The organism is Thiomicrospira aerophila AL3 (assembly GCF_000227665.2).
GTDB lineage: Bacteria > Pseudomonadota > Gammaproteobacteria > Thiomicrospirales > Thiomicrospiraceae > Thiomicrospira > Thiomicrospira aerophila.
In genome coordinates, this window is record NZ_CP007030.1 from 915745 (window position 1) to 933956 (window position 18212).

Here is an 18212-nt window from a genome sequence, read left to right on the forward strand (position 1 = left end):
CTGATCTAGGACGCCAAGGGTGACAAAATCGTCGCGTGGCTGTCTGCTAGCATATCCGGATAGTCGAGGTTGTAATGTAAGCCTCGACTTTCTTGCCGAGCTTGCGCCGAACGTACCATTAATTTGGCCACCAAAGTTAAGTTGCGTAATTCAAGGGTATCGACATCCAGCAAATGATGACGATAAAACTCTTCGACCTCGGCCTCTAATGTATTAATACGACTTAACGCGCGCGCGAGTCGGCTATTGGTGCGCACGATCCCAACATAATCCCACATCACCCGTCTGACCTCATCCCAGTCATGACTCACTAAGATACGCTCTTTGGCACGGCTGACTTTACTGGTATCCCAAGGCTTAGGGTTTTTGAGCGGTTGGGTGAGGGGTTTACTTAAAATATCTTGACGAGCAGCTTCTGCAAAGACTAATCCTTCTAACAACGAATTGCTGGCTAGGCGGTTGGCGCCATGCAAACCGGTATAGGCCGTTTCACCTATGGCGTATAACCTGGCTAAGTCTGTTTGACCTTGTAGATTGGTGACAACACCACCGCAAGTGTAATGGGCAGCCGGCACCACCGGTATCGGTTGTTGGGTCATATCAATGCCTACTTTCAAACAGCGTTGGTAAATGGTTGGGAAGTGGTTTTGCAAAAACGCAGCGGGTTTATGACTAATATCTAAATACACACAATCTATGCCACGGGTTTTCATTTCTTGGTCAATAGCGCGGGCCACTACATCACGCGGTGCCAATTCACCATCAGGATGGTATTTATGCATAAAGGCTTCGCCATTAGCTAATACCAGCCGACCGCCTTCACCACGCACCGCTTCAGAAATTAAAAACGAGCGGTCTTGCGGGTGGTATAAACAAGTGGGGTGAAACTGATTAAACTCCATATTGCCCACGCGACAGCCCGCACGCCAAGCCATGGCTATACCATCACCGGTTGAGGTGTCGGGATTGCTGGTGTAAAGATAGGCTTTGGAGGCGCCACCGGTTGCGAGTACGGTCACAGCTGCTTTGAGCGGAAAAATTTGTCCCGCAGCCTTGTCTAATACATAGGCGCCAATACATTCTTGGCGTTGGCGATCCAATAATAAATCTACCGTCATATGGTTAGGCAGTAGAGTGATATTGGGCGTGTTGTGAACAGTTTGGATGAGGGTGTCGATAACGCTTTGGCCGGTGTGGTCGGCAGCGTGGATAATGCGTCGATAGCTGTGACCGCCTTCTTGGGTGAGGTGAAAAGGAAAGCTGCTATCCGGTTGCAGTGCCGGACTAAAGGGTACGCCCATTTGAATCAGTTCTTGAATCGCTTGGTGCGCATGTTCGGCGACAAATCGGACGGCGGGCTCTTCACATAAACCGGCACCGGCAATTAGGGTATCTTGCACATGGGCGTCCACACTATCAAAGGGGTCGAGTACGGCGGCAATACCACCTTGAGCATATTGAGAGCTGCCTTCATTTAGGCTCGATTTAGCGAGGACGGTGACGCGATAATGCTGGGCTAGTTTCAGCGCCAGCGATAACCCGGCAATACCACTGCCAATAATCAGAATGTCTGTATTCAAAAAATGCCTCACCGATTTGATTTTGCCAATATGGTAGCATAGAAGCTTGAATTTTGAATTGGATACCCTATTAACAACTAATGAAACTAACAGACTATGACTGAAGACTTAACCGCTTACGGCCAAGTTGTGCGAATTGACGGCGATTGGGCATGGGTGCAAACTCGGCGCGAGTCGGGCTGTCATTCGTGTCAATCGCAAGGCAGTTGTAGCACAGGTACCTTATCGCGTTGGCTTGCCCAATCAACTCAGCAGGATGTGCGGGTCGCGGCCATACCAGGCCTGGTGGTTGGACAGCAAGTCGAATTACGCTTAGCGGGTAATCGGCTAGTGTGGCAGGCTTTTTTAGCCTATGGCGCGCCGCTGTTGGCATTTTTGGCGGCGGGGTTATTAGCCAGTTGGTTGTGGCCGAGTGCGGGGGAGTTTGTGATAATTTTAGGGAGCCTGCTAGGCTTAGGCTTGGCGTGGTGGGGCCTATCCAAGTATCATCAACCCACAATGCCGGTAATTCACCGTGTTTTAGAAACCCAAAACGGACCTGAGAGGATGTATGAAACAAGCAATTAAACAATTTTTAGTGTTGGGCTGTGTTGCCTTGCCGTTGTGGTTGCCAGTTAAGACCCTGGCCCAAGCACCGTCGTCCTTTCCAGACTTTACTCAATTAGTCGAGCAGAATCATCAAGCGGTGGTCAATATTTCGACCACGCGCACTGAGCGGCGCAATGCTCCGCCGCAAGGACAAATTCCGCCTCAGTTTAGAGGGATGCCTGAGGAGTTTTTACGCCACTTTTTTGGTTTTGATCCGCGTCAAGAATCGCAACCCCGCCGTGGCCCAGAGCGTCGCGCTCAGTCAGTTGGTTCGGGATTTATTATCAGTGAAGACGGTTACATCCTTACTAACCATCATGTTATTGATGATGCCGACACGATTATTGTGCGTTTAAGCAACCGTAAAGAGTATCAAGCTGAGTTGATTGGCAGTGACCCTCGCACCGATGTCGCGTTGTTAAAGGTTGATGCGGAAGCTTTGCCGATCGTCCAAATTGGTAATTCTGACAATTTGCGGGTTGGAGCGTGGGTATTAGCCATTGGTGCGCCTTTTGGTTTGGATTACACCGTGACTAAGGGGATTGTTAGTGCCAAAGGGCGTAACCTGCCGGATGATAGTTATGTGCCCTTTATTCAAACGGATGTGGCGATTAACCCTGGTAACTCAGGTGGTCCGCTGATTAACCTGGATGGCGAAGTGGTCGGCATTAACGCTCAAATTTTCACGCGTAGTGGTGGCTTTATGGGCCTATCATTTGCAATTCCGATTGAAATTGCGATGAATGTGGTTGAACAATTACGTGAAACGGGGCAGGTGGCGCGTGGTTATCTCGGGGTGCAGGTGCAGGAGGTGACCAGTGATTTAGCGCGTTCATTTAATATGGATTCGCCACGTGGTGCGTTGGTGGCGCAAGCCTTCCCAGGTTCGCCTGCCGAGCGTGCGGGGATTCAATCGGGTGATATTATTTTGAAGTTTAATGACAAACTCATTGAAAAATCGACTGATTTACCGCCAGCGGTAGGGATTACGCCAATTAACAAAGAGTCAGAAGTATTGATTTTGCGTCAGGGTGAAGAAATCATTATTCGCACTCAGTTAGCGCCATTGGATGAAATGGCAAGTGGTAGCAGTCGTGCCGCCCCCGCTATGTCTAGTGAAGTGTTGAATGTGATGTTGCGCTTGGTAGATGAAGAACAGCTTAAAACGCTCAATATTCCGTTTGGGGTCGAGATTGAGCAGGTACGTGAAGGTTTAGCGAGTCGCAGTGGCCTGATCCAAGGCGATATTTTAGTGAGCATTAATTTTCAGCCATTACGCAGCATCGAAGATGTGGACAAAGCATTAAAAGCCGTTCCTGCTGGTCAATCAGTGCCTTTGCGGGTGATTCGTAATGGTCGCTCTAACTTTATTGCACTCACGCTTGAATAGTCCGTTGCGCTGGTGCATTAGTTTAAATTAGCGTAAAATAATGCCAATTTTACCGGTTTGCCAGGCCTGTTACGTAGCAGGCCTGGTCAAGTAAGGGTGCAATCGCACCCTTTTTTATTGAGTTTTTGCTTGGAGTCCGCATGTCGCAACCCTTATCTCACATTCGTAATTTTTCGATTATTGCCCACATTGACCATGGCAAATCGACCATTGCCGATCGCTTCATTCAGCATTGCGGTGGTTTAACCGAACGTGAGATGGATCAGCAGGTCTTGGATTCAATGGACATCGAGCGTGAGCGTGGTATCACGATTAAGGCGCAAAGTGTAACTTTATTGTACAAAGCTAACAATGGCGAAACCTATCAGCTTAATTTTATCGATACCCCCGGCCATGTTGATTTTTCCTATGAAGTGTCGCGCTCACTGGCGGCCTGTGAAGGCGCTTTGTTGGTGGTGGATGCGTCTCAAGGGGTAGAAGCTCAAACCGTAGCCAATTGTTATACCGCGATTGAGCAGGGGTTAGAGGTGATTCCGGTTTTAAACAAAATCGATTTGCCCGCGGCTGAACCTGAGCGCGTGAAACTCGAAATTGAAGAAATTGTCGGTATTGATGCGTCAGAGGCTGTGTCGGCCAGCGCGAAAGCGGGTATTGGTATTGTTGAAACCCTAGAAGAACTGATTAAAAAAGTTCCCGCGCCGGTGGGCGATTTGGACGCGCCGTTTAAAGCTTTAATTATTGATTCTTGGTTTGATAATTATCTGGGTGTGGTGTCGCTAGTGCGGGTGATTGATGGCAAAATTGCTAAAAAAACCAAAATGCGTGTCATGTCAACGGGTGAAGATTATGAAGTGACTGACGTGGGTATTTTTACCCCTAAACGCAGTCCGCAAGCCTTTTTAGGTGCCGGAGAGGTAGGCTATGTAATCGCTGGGATTAAGGATATTGATGGGGCACCTGTGGGTGATACCCTAACCGATGCGAAAAATCCAGTAGCACAGCGGTTGCCAGGATTTAAACCGGTACAACCACGCGTTTTTGCCGGTTTATTCCCGATTAGCTCTGAGGATTATGAAGATTTACGTGAAGCCTTGCGCAAGTTACGCTTAAACGATGCGGCCTTGAATTTTGAACCTGAAACCTCGGAAGCCTTGGGTTTTGGTTTTCGTTGTGGCTTTTTGGGTATGCTGCACATGGAGATTATCCAAGAGCGTTTAGAGCGTGAATATAATCTCGATTTAATTAGCACCGCTCCAACGGTAGTTTATGAGTTGTTAACTAAAAAGGGCGAGGTTATCAAAATTGATAACCCGTCTGAACTGCCGGATGTGGGTACTATTGCTGAAATTCGTGAGCCGATTATTCAAGCCAATATTTTGGTGCCACAAGAGTATATTGGTGCGGTAATGAAGTTGTGTATTGATAAGCGCGGCGTGCAAAAAGCAATGAGTTACGCAGGTAATCAAATTTCGATTAGCTTTGAGTTGCCACTGAACGAGGTGGTATTAGACTTTTTTGACCGTCTTAAATCGAATACGCGCGGTTATGCGTCGATGGATTATGAATTTAAACGCTTTCAAGCTGATGATTTGGTCAAGGTCGATTTTTTAATTAATGGTGAGCCGGTAGATGCCTTGGCGGTGATTACGCACCGTTCGATGGCGGTGACGCGCGGTAAAGAAATGATTGAAAAATTGAAAGATATTATTCCACGCCAAATGTTTGAAGTGGCGATTCAAGCGGCGATTGGTGGCAAGGTGATAGGACGTACCAACGTGAAGGCTATGCGCAAAAACGTCTTGGCTAAATGTTATGGTGGTGACGTATCGCGGAAAAAGAAATTGCTAGAGAAGCAAAAAGAAGGTAAAAAACGCATGAAGACAATCGGCCGCATTGAGCTGCCGCAAGAAGCCTTTATGGCCGTGTTAAATACCGGAGGCGGTGATAAACAATGAATTTTGAATTAATTTTAGTCCTCGCGACGGTGATTACCGGCGTACTGGTGTTGCTTGATCGCATGGTGTGGAAGAAAAAACGCGAGCAGTCGGCTGTCACTCAAAATGTCCCGGTGTTAATTGAATATGCGCGTTCATTATTTCCGGTATTTTTAATTGTCTTGGTATTGCGCTCGTTTATTATCGAGCCGTTTCGGATTCCATCGGGCTCAATGTATCCTACCCTTGAAATTGGTGACTTTATTGTCGTAAACAAATATTCCTATGGCGTGCGTTTACCCGTATTGCAAAGTCGGGTGATTCCATTAGGGAATCCAGAACGTGGCGATGTCGCTGTGTTCCGTTATCCATTGGATCCAAATGTCGATTACATCAAGCGGATTATTGGCGTGCCGGGCGATCGTATTGCCTATATTGATAAAGTGTTGTATTTAAATGGTGAGCCGTTACCACAAGAACCCCTTGGCCGTTACATTGGCTTAAACTCTGGTTCAGTGATGACCGGTGCGCGCCATTTACGTGAAACCTTACCGGATGGGCGCAGCTATGAAATTTTGATTGATCAAGATCGTCGTGGCATGAATATTTATGATGTGGTGGTGCCAGAGGGCTATTATTTTGCTATTGGTGATAACCGTGATCATAGTGCCGATAGTCGGAGCTGGGGCTTGGTATCGGAAGAGTTTTTAAAGGGGCGGGCCTTTGCGATTTGGATGAATTGGGATCAAGGCTTGCAATGGAGCCGAATTGGCCGAGGGATTGAGTAATGGCGGATCAAGCTGAACGCCAATTTAAATTACGCCAATTATCGGCCCGTTTAGGTTACGAGTTTCAAGATGAATCCTGGTTGGAGCTTGCCTTAACTCACCGCAGCGCTGGCGCTAAAAATAATGAGCGTTTGGAGTTTTTGGGAGATAGTTTGGTCAACTTCATGGTCGCGGATTTGCTATTTGAGCAATTTAAGAATTTGCCTGAAGGCGATTTAAGCCGGATTCGTGCCCATTTAGTAAAGGGTGAAACCCTCGCTAAGCTGGCCAAGAAATTAGCCTTAAGTGATATGCTGACATTGGGACCGGGAGAGTTAAAAAGCGGCGGCTATCGTCGTGAGTCTATTTTAGCCGATGCACTTGAAGCGATTATTGCCGCGATTTATCAGGATGGTGGCTTGCAGGCGTGCCGTGGTTTTGTTGAGTCGCTTTATGCTAAAAGCCTGCATGCGCTTGACCCGCAAACCGTGGGCAAGGATCCTAAAACCCGCTTGCAAGAGTGGTTGCAAGCCCAACAGCAGCCTTTGCCAGAATACAGTATTATTAGTGTCAATGGCGCCGCGCATGCTCAGGTATTTACTGTGGCCTGTTATGTTGCGCCCCTTAATACTAAATTTGAAGCGACTGACACCAGTCGACGAAAAGCGGAACAAAAAGCCGCTGAAATTGCGCTTGAAGCGCTAGGACAAGTATGACGACACCCTTTAAAGCCGGCTTTGCTGCCGTGGTTGGACGCCCGAATGTGGGTAAATCCACCCTGATGAATGAATTGTTAGGCCAAAAGTTGAGTATTACCTCGGCTAAACCGCAAACGACACGTCACCGGATTCACGGTATCTTTACCGCGCCTGATCATCAAATTGTGTATGTTGATACGCCAGGGTTGCATTTGGGCGGCGACAAATCCATCAATCGTTATATGAATCGCGCCGCGCGCAGTGCTTTTAGCGGAGTCGATGTAATTTTATTTGTGGTTGAAGCGCCCAAGTTTACACGTGAAGACCGTGCCGTGGCACAGCAACTAGAACAAGCTGATGTGCCGGTGATTTTATTGGTGAATAAAATCGATAAGATTAAGCGCAAAGCTGACATGATGCCTTATTTGCAAATGCTTGGGCAGGCCGTAAAGTTTGACACCTTGATTCCAGTATCGGCTTATAGAAAAAGTGGCTTGGACCTGATTAGTAAAGAAGTCTTGGCGCGGTTGCCCGAGCAGCCGGCGATTTTTCCAGAGGATTATATTACTGACCGTTCCACTAAGTTTTTGCTGGCGGAAATTGTCCGTGAAAAACTGATGCGTTCATTGGGTGAAGAAGTGCCTTATGGAGCCACGGTGGCGATTGAGCAGTTTGAAATGGATCCCGAACAAGACCGCTGGTTAATTAATGCGTTGATTCTGGTGGAGCGTGAGGGTCAAAAGCGAATTGTTATTGGCGATAAGGGCGAGCGGATTAAAGAAATGGGCCGCCAAGCGCGGATGGATATGGTTGCGATGCTCGAAAAACGCGTCCATCTGGAACTCTGGGTGAAGGTGAAACAAAACTGGTCTGATGATGACCGGGCATTAGCCAGTTTAGGTTATACCGATTTGTGAGTATGTGTTGTGAGTGTTATTCAGCAGCCTGCTTATGTTCTGCATAGTCGGCCTTACAAGGAGACCAGTGTTCAGGTCACCTTGTTGATGCCACAGCAGGGCAAGCGATTTGCGACTTTTCGGGGGGTGCGTCAAGCCTCGAAAGTTGCGCGACAAAAGCAGGCCTGGTTACAACCTTTTCAACCCTTGCAAGTGGCGTGGCAAGCCAGTCCGGCCAATCAAGACTGGCTGATGCCGAATCATTTAGAGGCCTATGGTCAAACCCATTGGCTAGAAGGTGAGGCCAATCTCTGTGGTCTGTATTTAAACGAGCTGTTATATCTATGTTTGCCTTTGGCTCAGCCTTGTGAAACGCTGTTTGTGCAGTATATTCAAACGCTGCAAGTCTTTAGTCAAAAAATGTCCGATGTCAGTGAAAGACGTCAGCAGCAGGCCTGGTTATTACGTCAGTTTGAACTGCATTTACTGCAAGACTTGGGCTATCCTTTGCAGGCTTGGCTGGCAGAACAGGCGGCAGGGTTTGTGGCGGCGGAGCCGATTGATCCTGCGCGTCGTTATCGGCTACGACCGCAGTCGCTGCCGGCTTATGCTGACCATGAACCTGAGGTGTGGGATCTGCCGGGTTATGCCTTGTTAGCGCTCGTGGAGCAGAACTTTGTCACTGAGCGGCGGGCACTTGCGCCCTTAAAAGTTTTTTTGCGTGCGCATCTCAATTTATTTCTGGCCGGACGACCCTTAGGGACACGGCACTTATTACAAGCTTTATTAACCAACGCAAAGGATGCGTCCTGATGAATCCGATTTCGAATCCAATCTTCCTTGGCTTAAATATTGACCATGTGGCTACGCTTCGTCAGGCCCGCGGCACGCGTTATCCTGACCCAGTTAAAGCGGCATTAGATGCTGAAATGGCCGGTGCGGATAGCATTACGCTGCATTTGCGCGAAGATCGTCGTCATATCCAGGATGAGGATGTGTATCGTCTAAAAGCCTGTTTGCAAACGAAGATGAATTTAGAAATGGCGGTCACTGAGGAAATGTTGGCCATTGCCTGTGATGTTCAGCCTGAAGATGTGTGCTTAGTGCCTGAAAAACGCGAAGAATTGACCACTGAAGGGGGGTTAGATGTGGCGGGTCAGCAGGCCTGGTTAAGCCAAGCCTGTAGTCGTTTGGCGGCAGCGGGTTGTCGCGTATCGTTATTTATTGATGCCGATGAAACCCAGATCCGTGCGGCGAAAGCGGTCGGTGCGCCGGTAATTGAATTACATACCGGTCGTTATGCTGATCTACCTACCATTGCCGAGCGCACTCAAGAATTGGCACGGATTCGTGCAGCGGCTGAATTGGCGCATCGTTTGGGTTTGGTGGTTAATGCCGGTCACGGTTTGCATTATCACAATGTCGAACCCATTGCACAAATTGCCTGTATTGAAGAGCTGAATATTGGTCATGCAATTGTGGCACAAGCCATTTTTAGTGGTTTACCTGAAGCGGTGCGTGAAATGAAGCGCTTAATGCGTGAGGCGCGCGCTAGCCTGTGATTATTGGCATAGGCACCGATTTAGTTGAATTGGCGCGTATCGAGCAGATTTGCGCGCGCCAGGGTGAGGCTTTTGCCAAGCGCCTACTCGCTGAAGCGGAATGGTCAGATTACCAGGCCTGCTTCAGTCATCCTGCGCAGCAGGTTAAGTTTTTAGCCAAACGTTGGGCGTTTAAAGAGGCCGTGGCAAAAGCCTTGGGCACGGGCATTGCACAGGGGATTAGCTTTAAACAGCTGATGTTAACGCATGATAGTTTAGGCAAGCCAGGGGTAGCTTTGAGCGGTGAAGCGGCAGTACGCGCTGAAAAGTTAGCGATTGATGATTGGCAGGTATCGATAAGCGACGAACGCCACTATGCGGTGGCGTTTGTAATTGGGCAGCGTATTATTTACCGCGATAGGTGATACGACCTTTGGTTAGGTCATAAGGTGTGAGTTCTACCTTGACTTTATCGCCGGCTAAAATGCGAATATAGTTTTTGCGCATACGCCCAGAAATATGGGCTAAAATTTCGTGGCCGTTTTCCAACTGCACTTTAAACATAGTATTCGGTAGTGTTTCTAACACGGTACCTTCAAATTCAATCACATCTTGCTTTGACATAAAACCGTTTTCTTATCCTGGCTAAAATTGTCGCGAATTATAGCATAGTTAAAATTGCTGCGTACACTATTGTTGTGCAATTAAATCTTGTTGATAACAAAGGCGAATTTGCTTGAGTAAGGCTTGCCATTTTGATGGGGCAAGAGCAGGGTCGAGTAACCAAATCAGCAGGTCTTGTTCTTCGTTATTAAGCAGGCCTGCTAAGGCTTGGCCATACTGGCTTAATAAGCGGTCGTCTTGGGCGAGTCGGGCGATAAAGGGGGCGAGCAATTGTTCGGATTCGGCATTGCCACGCCGTGCGGCTATGGCCAGTTGTCGCCACTGGTCGCTGTGATGGGTGTTTATCAAGATTGAGTCCATTGCTGGTGCTTAAGTTGTCGAATCGCTCGACTTGGGTCGAGGCCTTTTGGACAGCTGGCGGTACATTGTTGAATGCCCCGGCAGCGATGTAATTGATAGGGGTCACTAAGCGCCTCTAAGCGCTGTTTTGGTTGAATGTCACGTGAATCAATCACCACGCGTTCGGCAGCGAGTAGGGCAGCCGGGCCTAAAAACTGGTCGGGGTGCCACCAGAATGATGGACAACTGGTACTGCAACAGGCGCATAAGATACATTCGTATAAGCCATCCAGTTTGGCTCGGTCGGCAGGACTTTGCAGATGTTCTTGCTCTGGATTAAATTCGCCGGCATTAAGAGTTGGGTTGGCTTGGGCATAGCGGTCAAAAAACAGTGTCATATCGACAATTAAGTCGCGAAGAATCGGTAAGCCAGGTACCGGCATCAGTTCAATAGGCTGGCTGAGTTCGGCTAAAGGCGTGATACAGCTGAGGCGATTGCGTCCATTGACTTGCATCGCATCTGAACCACAGACGCCTTCTTGACAGGAGCTGCGAAAACTTAACGTGGGGTCTTGTTCGCGTAGTAGTTTTAGTGCATCCAGTAGCATCATGCCAGGTTTAACTAGCGCGTCATCAAGCGTCATCTCTTGCCAATAGGTTGCGTTCTGCTGTTCAGCGCCTTGGGCTGATGCGACTTCGGGTTGATAACGTTGAATTTTGAAAAGCATGCCGTTCTCCTCTTAATCTGACCCTAGTAAACCCGTTTAATCGGCGGAAAGGGTGCCACGGTCTGGGGTTGCATTTGTACCGGTTTTTGCTGGAGGGAAATCTGCGGTTGCATAAAAAACAGCAGATGCACTAACCAGGCCTGGTCGTCGCGCTCGGGATAATCGTCGCGGGCATGGGCGCCACGGCTTTCAGTGCGAGCGAGTGCACTTTCGAGTGTGGCCCAGGCAACGGCGAGCAGGTTTTCGCATTCAAAGGCCTGAATACGCTCTAAATTAAACCCTTGTGCCGGATCTTGGACACGCAATGTTGTTAAGCGCTGTGCCAGTTGTTGGAGCTTGGGTTTTGCTGCGGCAAGGGTGGCCTGATCGCGGAACACACCACAGTGTCGTTGCATAATCTGCTGCAAATCCCGTTTAAAGGTGACGACTGAGTCGGTATTATTGGCGTCGTGGGGAGGGTCATCCTGGCGGTTCGCTTTAAAAGCCGTCATCCTTTTTAATAGGTCTGGGTTGATCGCCTTAGGCGTTGTGGTTTGTGTAGCGGGTGTTTCAGCAGGCCTGCTCAGAATATGATCGGCAGCGGCTTTACCAAACACTACAATATCGAGCAATGAGTTGCCTCCTAAACGATTCGCGCCGTGTACTGATACACAGGCACACTCGCCAATTGCATAGAGGCCAGCGACCGGATGAGATTCGCCGTTGGTTTGAGTCATGACCTGACCATGAATATTGGTTGGGATACCGCCCATCATGTAGTGGCAGGAAGGATGAATCGGAATCGGCTGCTCGATTGGGTCTATGCCGGTAAAGGTGAGGCTGATATCTCGAATACCGGGGAGTTTCTGTTTAATCAGCTCAGCATCTAGGTAGGTTAAATCCAGTTCAATGTAGTCTTTGTTGGGGCCACAGCCGCGTCCTTGATGAATTTCAGTTGCAATCGCCCGCGACACCACATCTCGTGAGGCCAGGTCTTTAACCTTAGGCGCATAGTTGACCATAAAGGCTTCGCCTAGACTATTGCGAAGCAAGCCGCCTTCACCGCGTGCCGCTTCTGAAATGAGCATGCCGCGTCCAGCCACACCGGTGGGATGAAATTGCCAAAACTCCATGTCCATTAGTGGCAGGCCTGCGCGTAACACCATGGCTAAGCCATCACCGGTGTTAATGCTGGCATTGGTGTTGGTGCGATAAATTTGGCCCGCACCACCGGTGGCTAACAGCACCGCGCTGGCATGAAACTGGTGCCATTGGCCGGTCGCTATTTCTAGCGCAACCAAGCCAGTCACTTGCTGGCCTTCGATGAGTAAATCCAGACTAAAAAATTCACTAAATATTTGCGTGCCCGCGGCGAGGTTTTGTTGATAGAGGGTGTGCAAAATAGCATGGCCAGTGCGATCAGCTACCGCACAAGTTCGGGTTGCTTGGCTTTGACCAAAATGTTGACTTTGCCCGCCAAAGGGGCGTTGGTAAATCTTGCCATCGTCCAACCGTGAAAAGGGCACACCAAAATGTTCGAGCTCACGTACAATACGCGGCGCTTGCTGGCACATAAACTCAATCGCATCTTGATCACCCAGATAATCACTGCCTTTGACGGTGTCAAACATATGCCAATGCCAATTATCCTCACTGATATTACCTAGTGCGGCATTAATGCCGCCTTGTGCTGCCACCGTGTGAGAGCGGGTCGGATACACTTTGGATACCAGTGCGACCTGTTTGCCGGCGCGTTGCAATTCCAGTGCGGCCCGCAGGCCGGCACCCCCCGCACCTACAATCAGCACGTCAAACTGGTGAGTGGTAAGCGACGGATTGGTTTGATAGGCCGGAGTATTGTGTCCCGTGTTTGTCTGATCAGTCATCGTGAAGTCCAAGTTAGGTTCTTGAGTTAGGTTCTAGCCGGGTGTTAAAAAAGCAGCCAGCGCGTCAGCAGCAGGGTGATATTTAATATCATCAACATAAATACTAGGCTAAGGGCTGAGATCGCAATAGGTAAATGGCGAGCAGGACAATAGTCTATTACTACATCACGCAGACCAATCCAGCTGTGAATGAATAGAAAAGCCAGCGCAATTAAACTGGTCAGCCATAGCAGGCCGGGTTGGGCAGGCTGATAATCCAAGCCCATCAGTGCGGGCCAAATAGTCCAAACAAACCAGGGCAAAAATACCAGTAAATAAACGGCGCTGAGTTGCTGCCAAGCATAACTCCATTTGCCATTCGGCCAAATTTTAGCCATGTTACGCATTAGCTATGTCCTCCAACAAATCCGCCAGTAAACAAGGCCAAAGCCAACAATATTGTGCCGATTGCCCACAAAACAAATACTAAACTGACCGCCCAGCCGCTAAACCAGGCCTGCGGAACCTGATGATCCTTTGCAGGCCAACATTCAATAATAAGATGGCGCAAGCCACTTAACCAGTGAAAGTAAAGGGATGAAAGAGTTAATAAAATTAATAGTTTACCTGGAATACTTTGGGTGATGTCTGAAGTGTTAATCCACCCTAGTGCCACAGCATTTAATACCATTAACCCGATTATCAAGCAGATGGCGAGCAGCGTACCACTGATGCGATGACTAATCGATACCAACGCATTGGGATAAAAGCGAATCTTGTGCAAGGCTAGATGCACAGGGCGCGCATGACGGCCACCAATCGAATCACGCATTAAACACCTCCTAAGACCTTGTTTAGTAGAGTGGGATCAATTTGCCAAACGGTGCGCGACCGATCGGGTAGCGCTATTTGTTGCTTCAGTTGCCGTTCAAAGTCTGTGCGGCTTAGCTCAATCGCGCCCATTGACATTAAATGATCGCTGGCGACCTGACAATCAATCAATGGCCAGCCCCAGTGCTGCAGGTGGCTAGCCAAAGCGACCAAGGCTAGCTTAGAACTGTTAGGCACGAGGCTAAACATGGATTCGCCAAAAAACATCTGTCCAAAACTGAGTCCGTATAATCCACCGACTAATTGCTCGTTTAACCATACCTCAACACTGTGTACGTGGCCTTGTTGGTGAAGTGCGAGCAGGCCTGCTTGCAGGTCTTGACGCAGCCAAGTGCCATCTTGTCCTGGTCTTGGACATTTAGCACAGTAATCTAATACAGCAGGTAAAGCTTGGTTAAAGCTGATTTGCCAAGGCTGCTGTCGCCAGGCCTGGCGTAAGCTACGACGAATTTTAATGTCCGACGTGTAAAGCACAGCACGGGGTTCGGGTGACCACCAGGTTACCGGTTCGTCATCGGCAGACCAGGGAAAAATGCCACGGGGGTAGGCTTGGCGCAACAAATCAACGGTAATTCTTGAGCTGAGGGCGAGCAGGCCAGGTGGGTCATCAAATGCCAATGAGCTAGGTGGAAACGGCTGTTGAATGCCGTCTTCAAGCCACGCGGGTAGATGGGTGTCAAGACTGCGCCATGGCTTGCTCATAGCGGTCCTGCCGAAATTAGCTGGCACAAAGCCATCGAGTTCTTTAGAATAGCGAGTTCCATTTTCAATACTTTTGGCTCACATTGACAGTTATGGCTGATACTCCAGCAACCTTTGTACATTTGCATTTGCATTCTGAATTTTCAGTCAGAGATAGTTTACTCCATATTAAACCGCTGATGGCAAAGGTCAAGGAAGAAGGGCAACCTGCGCTGGCTTTGACTGATCAATCCAATATGTTTGCGTTATTAAAGTTTTATAGCGCCGCCCGCAGTCAAGGTATTAAGCCTATTTTAGGTGCTGATTTGTGGGTTCACCATGATGGCCAGGTATTTAGTATTACCTTGCTATGTCAGGATGCCACCGGCTACCTTAATTTATCGAAACTCATCTCGAAAGCCTATTTAACCAATCAGCAAGTCTATCAAGCCAATCAATTGCCTCTGGTGGAGCAGGCCTGGTTAAGCGAACATCAAGCAGGCTTAATTGTATTGTTGGGCTTGCACAGTAATATTGGCCAAGCCTTGTCAAAAGACAATAAAACCCTCGCTAAAGAGCAGCAGGCCTGGTGGCAGGCGCATTTTGCCAATCGTGTTTACTTGGAGCTCGTGCGTACCCAACGCCCCGGTGAAGAGGCATTTATTCAACAGGTGTTGCCGCTCGCGCAGACTTGGCAGTGGCCGGTGGTGGCGACCAATGATGTACGGTTTTTAGCCCGTGATGACTTTGATGCCCATGAGATTCGGTGCTGTATTCATAGTGGTTATGTCATTGAAGACCCGAATCGCCCCCGTACCTATTCCGAAGAGCAGTATTTAAAATCCAGCGCTGAAATGGAGGCTTTATTTGCCGATATTCCGCAGGCCATCACCAATACGTTACTGATTGCGCAGCGCTGTAATTTTAGTCTGGCCTTGGGCACCTATTATTTGCCCGAGTTTCCGATTCCACCTGAGTTGACGCTGGATCAGTTTTTTCGGCAAGAATGCCATCAGGGTTTGGATGCGCGATTAGAGTTTTTGTTTGGTCATTTGGCCGCGGATGAGTTTAACGCCAAGCAGCAGGAATATCGTGAACGCCTCGATTTTGAGTTAAACACGATTTTGCAGATGGGATTTCCGGGCTACTTCTTAATCGTTGCCGACTTCATTCAATGGGCTAAAAACCATCAAATTCCGGTTGGACCGGGGCGGGGTTCGGGTGCCGGTTCGTTGGTGGCCTATTCGCTAAAAATTACCGATTTGGATCCGATTCAATATGACCTGCTGTTTGAACGATTTTTGAACCCTGAGCGGGTTTCGATGCCCGACTTTGACGTCGACTTTTGTATGGAGCGACGCGATGAGGTGATTGATTATGTGTCACGCCATTATGGTCGGGATCACGTGTCGCAAATTATTACCTATGGCACCATGGCCGCTAAAGCGGTGGTGCGCGATGTAGGGCGTGTGCTCGGGCATCCCTATGGCATGGTCGATGGGGTGGCCAAGCTGATTCCAAACGAGTTAGGCATTAAGCTGAAGGACGCGTTAGAAAAAGAAGAGGATTTACAACAGCGCTATCGTGACGATGAAGAAGTTAAAACGCTGTTGGATTATGCGCTTAAGTTAGAGGGTACTGTGCGTAATGTGGGTAAGCACGCCGGTGGGGTGGTCATCGGTCCGCGTCCGTTGGATACCTTTTGCCCGCTCTATTCTGAAGCCGATGGCCGTGGTGTCGTCACCCAATTAGATAAAAACGATGTGGAAACCATCGGCTTGGTCAAGTTCGACTTTTTGGGCTTGCGAACGCTGACCATTATTGACTGGGCGTTGCAGGCCATTAATGCCGGTAAGCAGCCGGATGATGACGGCTTTGTTGATATTAACCGCATTCCATTGGATGATCCGAAGGTATTTGAGCTGATAAAAACCGGTAAAACCACCGGGGTGTTTCAGTTGGAATCGGCGGGGATGCAAGATCTGATTCGGCGCCTGCGTCCAGATTGCTTTGAAGATATCATCGCCCTAGTGGCCTTATTCCGTCCTGGTCCATTGGAATCGGGGATGGTTGATAACTTTATTGCGCGTAAGCATGGTAAAGAGGCGGTGTCTTATCCCGATGCGCAGTATCAACATGAAAGCTTAAAAGAGATTTTAGAGCCGACTTACGGCATTATTTTGTATCAAGAGCAGGTGATGCAGATTGCGCAGGTGCTGTCCGGTTATACGCTGGGTGGTGCGGATATGCTGCGTCGTGCCATGGGTAAGAAAAAGCCCGAAGAAATGGCCAAAGAGCGTGGCAAATTTGAGCAGGGTGCAATTGATAATGGCGTCGATGGCCATCTAGCCATGAAAATCTTCGATTTGGTTGAAAAGTTCGCTGGCTATGGTTTTAACAAATCTCACTCGGCGGCCTATGCGTTGGTGTCTTATCAGTCGGCGTGGCTCAAAACCCATTTTCCGGCCCATTTTATGGCCGCGCAAATCTCGTCTGACATGGACAACACCGATAAGGTGGTGCACATGATTAATGAGTGTTATGCGATGAACTTAACCCTGTTGCCACCGGACATTAATCGCTGTGCGATTCGCTTTCAAGCAGCGGATGCGCAGACCATTATTTATGGCTTAGGCGCGATTAAGGGTGTTGGCGAGGCGGCATTGGATCAGGTGCTGGCGGATCGGCAGGCCAATGGCCCTTTTAGCGATTTATTTGATTTTGCCAATCGCGCCGGTAAGAAAATTAACCGTCGGGTGTTAGAAGCCTTGATTCGTGCCGGTGCATTTGATCGATTACATGATAATCGTCATGCCATGCTTGAATCGGTGACCATGGCGCTTACGCAGGCAGATCAATTTCTTGCCAATGCGCAATCCGGTCAGAGTGACTTATTTGGTGATGCTGATTTGGCTTTAGCGCCACCGGCTAGTTTAGTTCAAGTCGCTGAAATGCCTGAGCGACAAAAGCTGCAAGGGGAAAAGGATACGCTCGGATTGTATTTAACCGGTCACCCTATTGAAGCCTACCGCCAAGAGTTGGCCGACTATGCCCGCTTAACGCTGGCGCAATTGACGCCGAATAAATATGAAAAACGTTGGGTAGCAGGCCTGGTGGTCGCGATTCGCACTAAAAATACCCGCAGTGGTGACAAGATGGCGTTTATTACCTTGGATGATCGGACGGCGCGGCTTGAGGTCGTCTGTCGTCCGGCCGTATTTGATGCAGTGCGCGACTGGCTGAGCATCGATGAAGTGGTGTTGATTAAGGGGGCGGTAACGGAGGACAGTTTTAATGGCGGGATAAAACTCGATGCCGAGCAACTGGTGACCTTAGCCGAGATGCGCGCGCAAGAGGCACGTGCCATTAAACTTTATTGTGATGTCGCGCAGCTTAATGAGGCGAAAGTCGCTGCGTTAGCTGACCAGTTGCTGCCCTATTGGGCACAGCCCGACCAGCAGGGGTTGCCGCTAGTGGTCGAGTGTTACCAACAGCATGATCACGCGCGGGTCAGTATGCAACTTAAATCGAATGGGCTGGTGCGCCCAGATGATGCCTTATTAGAGTTATTACATCAGCAGGCCTGGTCAGTTGAGGTGGTTAAAAAGCGTGCGCAATGAGTTCTAGCTTAGGATTAATAAGCAGCGAGGGAAAAAAATCGCTAAAATACGCGTCATATCGTGTAATAAAACGTCAAATATATTTTTATTA

18 protein-coding genes are annotated in these 18212 nt (G+C 48.9%); 10 read left to right on the forward strand and 8 right to left on the reverse strand.

Annotated features, from left to right (window positions below; translation table 11 throughout):
- Window positions 1-5: 5 nt before the first annotated feature.
- A complete protein-coding gene (gene nadB / locus THIAE_RS04370) occupies window positions 6-1580 on the reverse strand; it encodes an L-aspartate oxidase (protein WP_006459060.1) in 1575 nt (524 codons plus the stop codon).
- A gap of 96 nt (window positions 1581-1676) precedes the next feature.
- On the opposite strand from nadB, the gene THIAE_RS04375 reads away from it, so the two are divergent.
- The 9 genes from THIAE_RS04375 to acpS all read left to right on the forward strand — a co-directional run bounded on the left by THIAE_RS04375 (window position 1677) and on the right by acpS (window position 9819).
- Window positions 1677-2147: a SoxR reducing system RseC family protein gene (locus tag THIAE_RS04375; protein ID WP_006459059.1), complete on the forward strand. Its 471-nt coding sequence runs from the start codon at window positions 1677-1679 to the stop codon at window positions 2145-2147.
- Window positions 2131-3558 (forward strand): DegQ family serine endoprotease, encoded by a 1428-nt coding sequence (locus THIAE_RS04380; RefSeq protein WP_006459058.1) that lies wholly within the window; start codon window positions 2131-2133, stop codon window positions 3556-3558. The genes THIAE_RS04375 and THIAE_RS04380 overlap by 17 nt, the downstream gene beginning before the upstream one ends.
- 140 nt (window positions 3559-3698) lie before the next feature.
- Entirely contained in the window at window positions 3699-5513 is a 1815-nt protein-coding gene (gene lepA, locus THIAE_RS04385) for a translation elongation factor 4 (RefSeq protein ID WP_006459057.1), read from the forward strand.
- Window positions 5510-6280 (forward strand): signal peptidase I, encoded by a 771-nt coding sequence (lepB, locus tag THIAE_RS04390; RefSeq protein ID WP_006459056.1) that lies wholly within the window; start codon window positions 5510-5512, stop codon window positions 6278-6280. Before lepA ends, lepB begins: the two co-directional genes overlap by 4 nt.
- Window positions 6280-6975 (forward strand): ribonuclease III, encoded by a 696-nt coding sequence (gene rnc / locus THIAE_RS04395; RefSeq protein WP_006459055.1) that lies wholly within the window; start codon window positions 6280-6282, stop codon window positions 6973-6975. The genes lepB and rnc overlap by 1 nt, the downstream gene beginning before the upstream one ends.
- Window positions 6972-7874 carry a GTPase Era gene (gene era / locus THIAE_RS04400; RefSeq protein ID WP_006459054.1) on the forward strand — a complete coding sequence of 301 codons (903 nt, stop codon included), beginning with the start codon at window positions 6972-6974 and terminating at the stop codon, window positions 7872-7874. Before rnc ends, era begins: the two co-directional genes overlap by 4 nt.
- A gap of 9 nt (window positions 7875-7883) precedes the next feature.
- Window positions 7884-8666 (forward strand): DNA repair protein RecO, encoded by a 783-nt coding sequence (gene recO / locus THIAE_RS04405; protein ID WP_006459053.1) that lies wholly within the window; start codon window positions 7884-7886, stop codon window positions 8664-8666.
- Complete coding sequence (gene pdxJ, locus THIAE_RS04410; RefSeq protein WP_006459052.1) at window positions 8666-9415, forward strand: pyridoxine 5'-phosphate synthase; 750 nt, start codon at window positions 8666-8668, stop codon at window positions 9413-9415. Before recO ends, pdxJ begins: the two co-directional genes overlap by 1 nt.
- Window positions 9412-9819, forward strand: a complete 408-nt coding sequence (acpS, locus tag THIAE_RS04415; RefSeq protein WP_006459051.1) for a holo-ACP synthase — start codon at window positions 9412-9414, stop codon at window positions 9817-9819. The genes pdxJ and acpS overlap by 4 nt, the downstream gene beginning before the upstream one ends.
- Here the strand turns inward: acpS and infA are convergent.
- The 7 genes from infA to aat form a co-directional block, all read right to left on the reverse strand.
- Complete coding sequence (gene infA, locus THIAE_RS04420; protein WP_006459050.1) at window positions 9800-10018, reverse strand: translation initiation factor IF-1; 219 nt, start codon at window positions 10016-10018, stop codon at window positions 9800-9802. The two genes, acpS and infA, sit on opposite strands and share 20 nt — an antisense overlap.
- Window positions 10019-10084: 66 nt before the next feature.
- A complete protein-coding gene (locus tag THIAE_RS04425; protein WP_006459049.1) occupies window positions 10085-10378 on the reverse strand; it encodes a succinate dehydrogenase assembly factor 2 in 294 nt (97 codons plus the stop codon).
- The gene (locus THIAE_RS04430) at window positions 10363-11085 is read right to left on the reverse strand and encodes a succinate dehydrogenase iron-sulfur subunit (RefSeq protein WP_006459048.1); all 723 of its coding nucleotides are present in this window, start codon (window positions 11083-11085) and stop codon (window positions 10363-10365) included. The genes THIAE_RS04425 and THIAE_RS04430 overlap by 16 nt, the downstream gene beginning before the upstream one ends.
- Window positions 11086-11108: 23 nt before the next feature.
- The gene (gene sdhA, locus THIAE_RS04435; RefSeq protein WP_006459047.1) at window positions 11109-12950 is read right to left on the reverse strand and encodes a succinate dehydrogenase flavoprotein subunit; all 1842 of its coding nucleotides are present in this window, start codon (window positions 12948-12950) and stop codon (window positions 11109-11111) included.
- Window positions 12951-12994: 44 nt separating this feature from the next.
- On the reverse strand, window positions 12995-13336 hold the full coding sequence (locus tag THIAE_RS04440; protein ID WP_006459046.1) for a hypothetical protein: 342 nt from the start codon (window positions 13334-13336) through the stop codon (window positions 12995-12997).
- Entirely contained in the window at window positions 13336-13761 is a 426-nt protein-coding gene (sdhC, locus tag THIAE_RS04445) for a succinate dehydrogenase, cytochrome b556 subunit (RefSeq protein WP_006459045.1), read from the reverse strand. The genes THIAE_RS04440 and sdhC overlap by 1 nt, the downstream gene beginning before the upstream one ends.
- Window positions 13761-14522, reverse strand: coding sequence for a leucyl/phenylalanyl-tRNA--protein transferase (aat, locus tag THIAE_RS04450; protein WP_006459044.1), 762 nt, complete (start codon window positions 14520-14522; stop codon window positions 13761-13763). The genes sdhC and aat overlap by 1 nt, the downstream gene beginning before the upstream one ends.
- Window positions 14523-14614: 92 nt before the next feature.
- Here aat and dnaE point away from each other — a divergent pair, with 92 nt between their 5' ends.
- A complete protein-coding gene (gene dnaE / locus THIAE_RS04455; RefSeq protein ID WP_006459043.1) occupies window positions 14615-18121 on the forward strand; it encodes a DNA polymerase III subunit alpha in 3507 nt (1168 codons plus the stop codon).
- Window positions 18122-18212 lie beyond the last annotated feature (91 nt).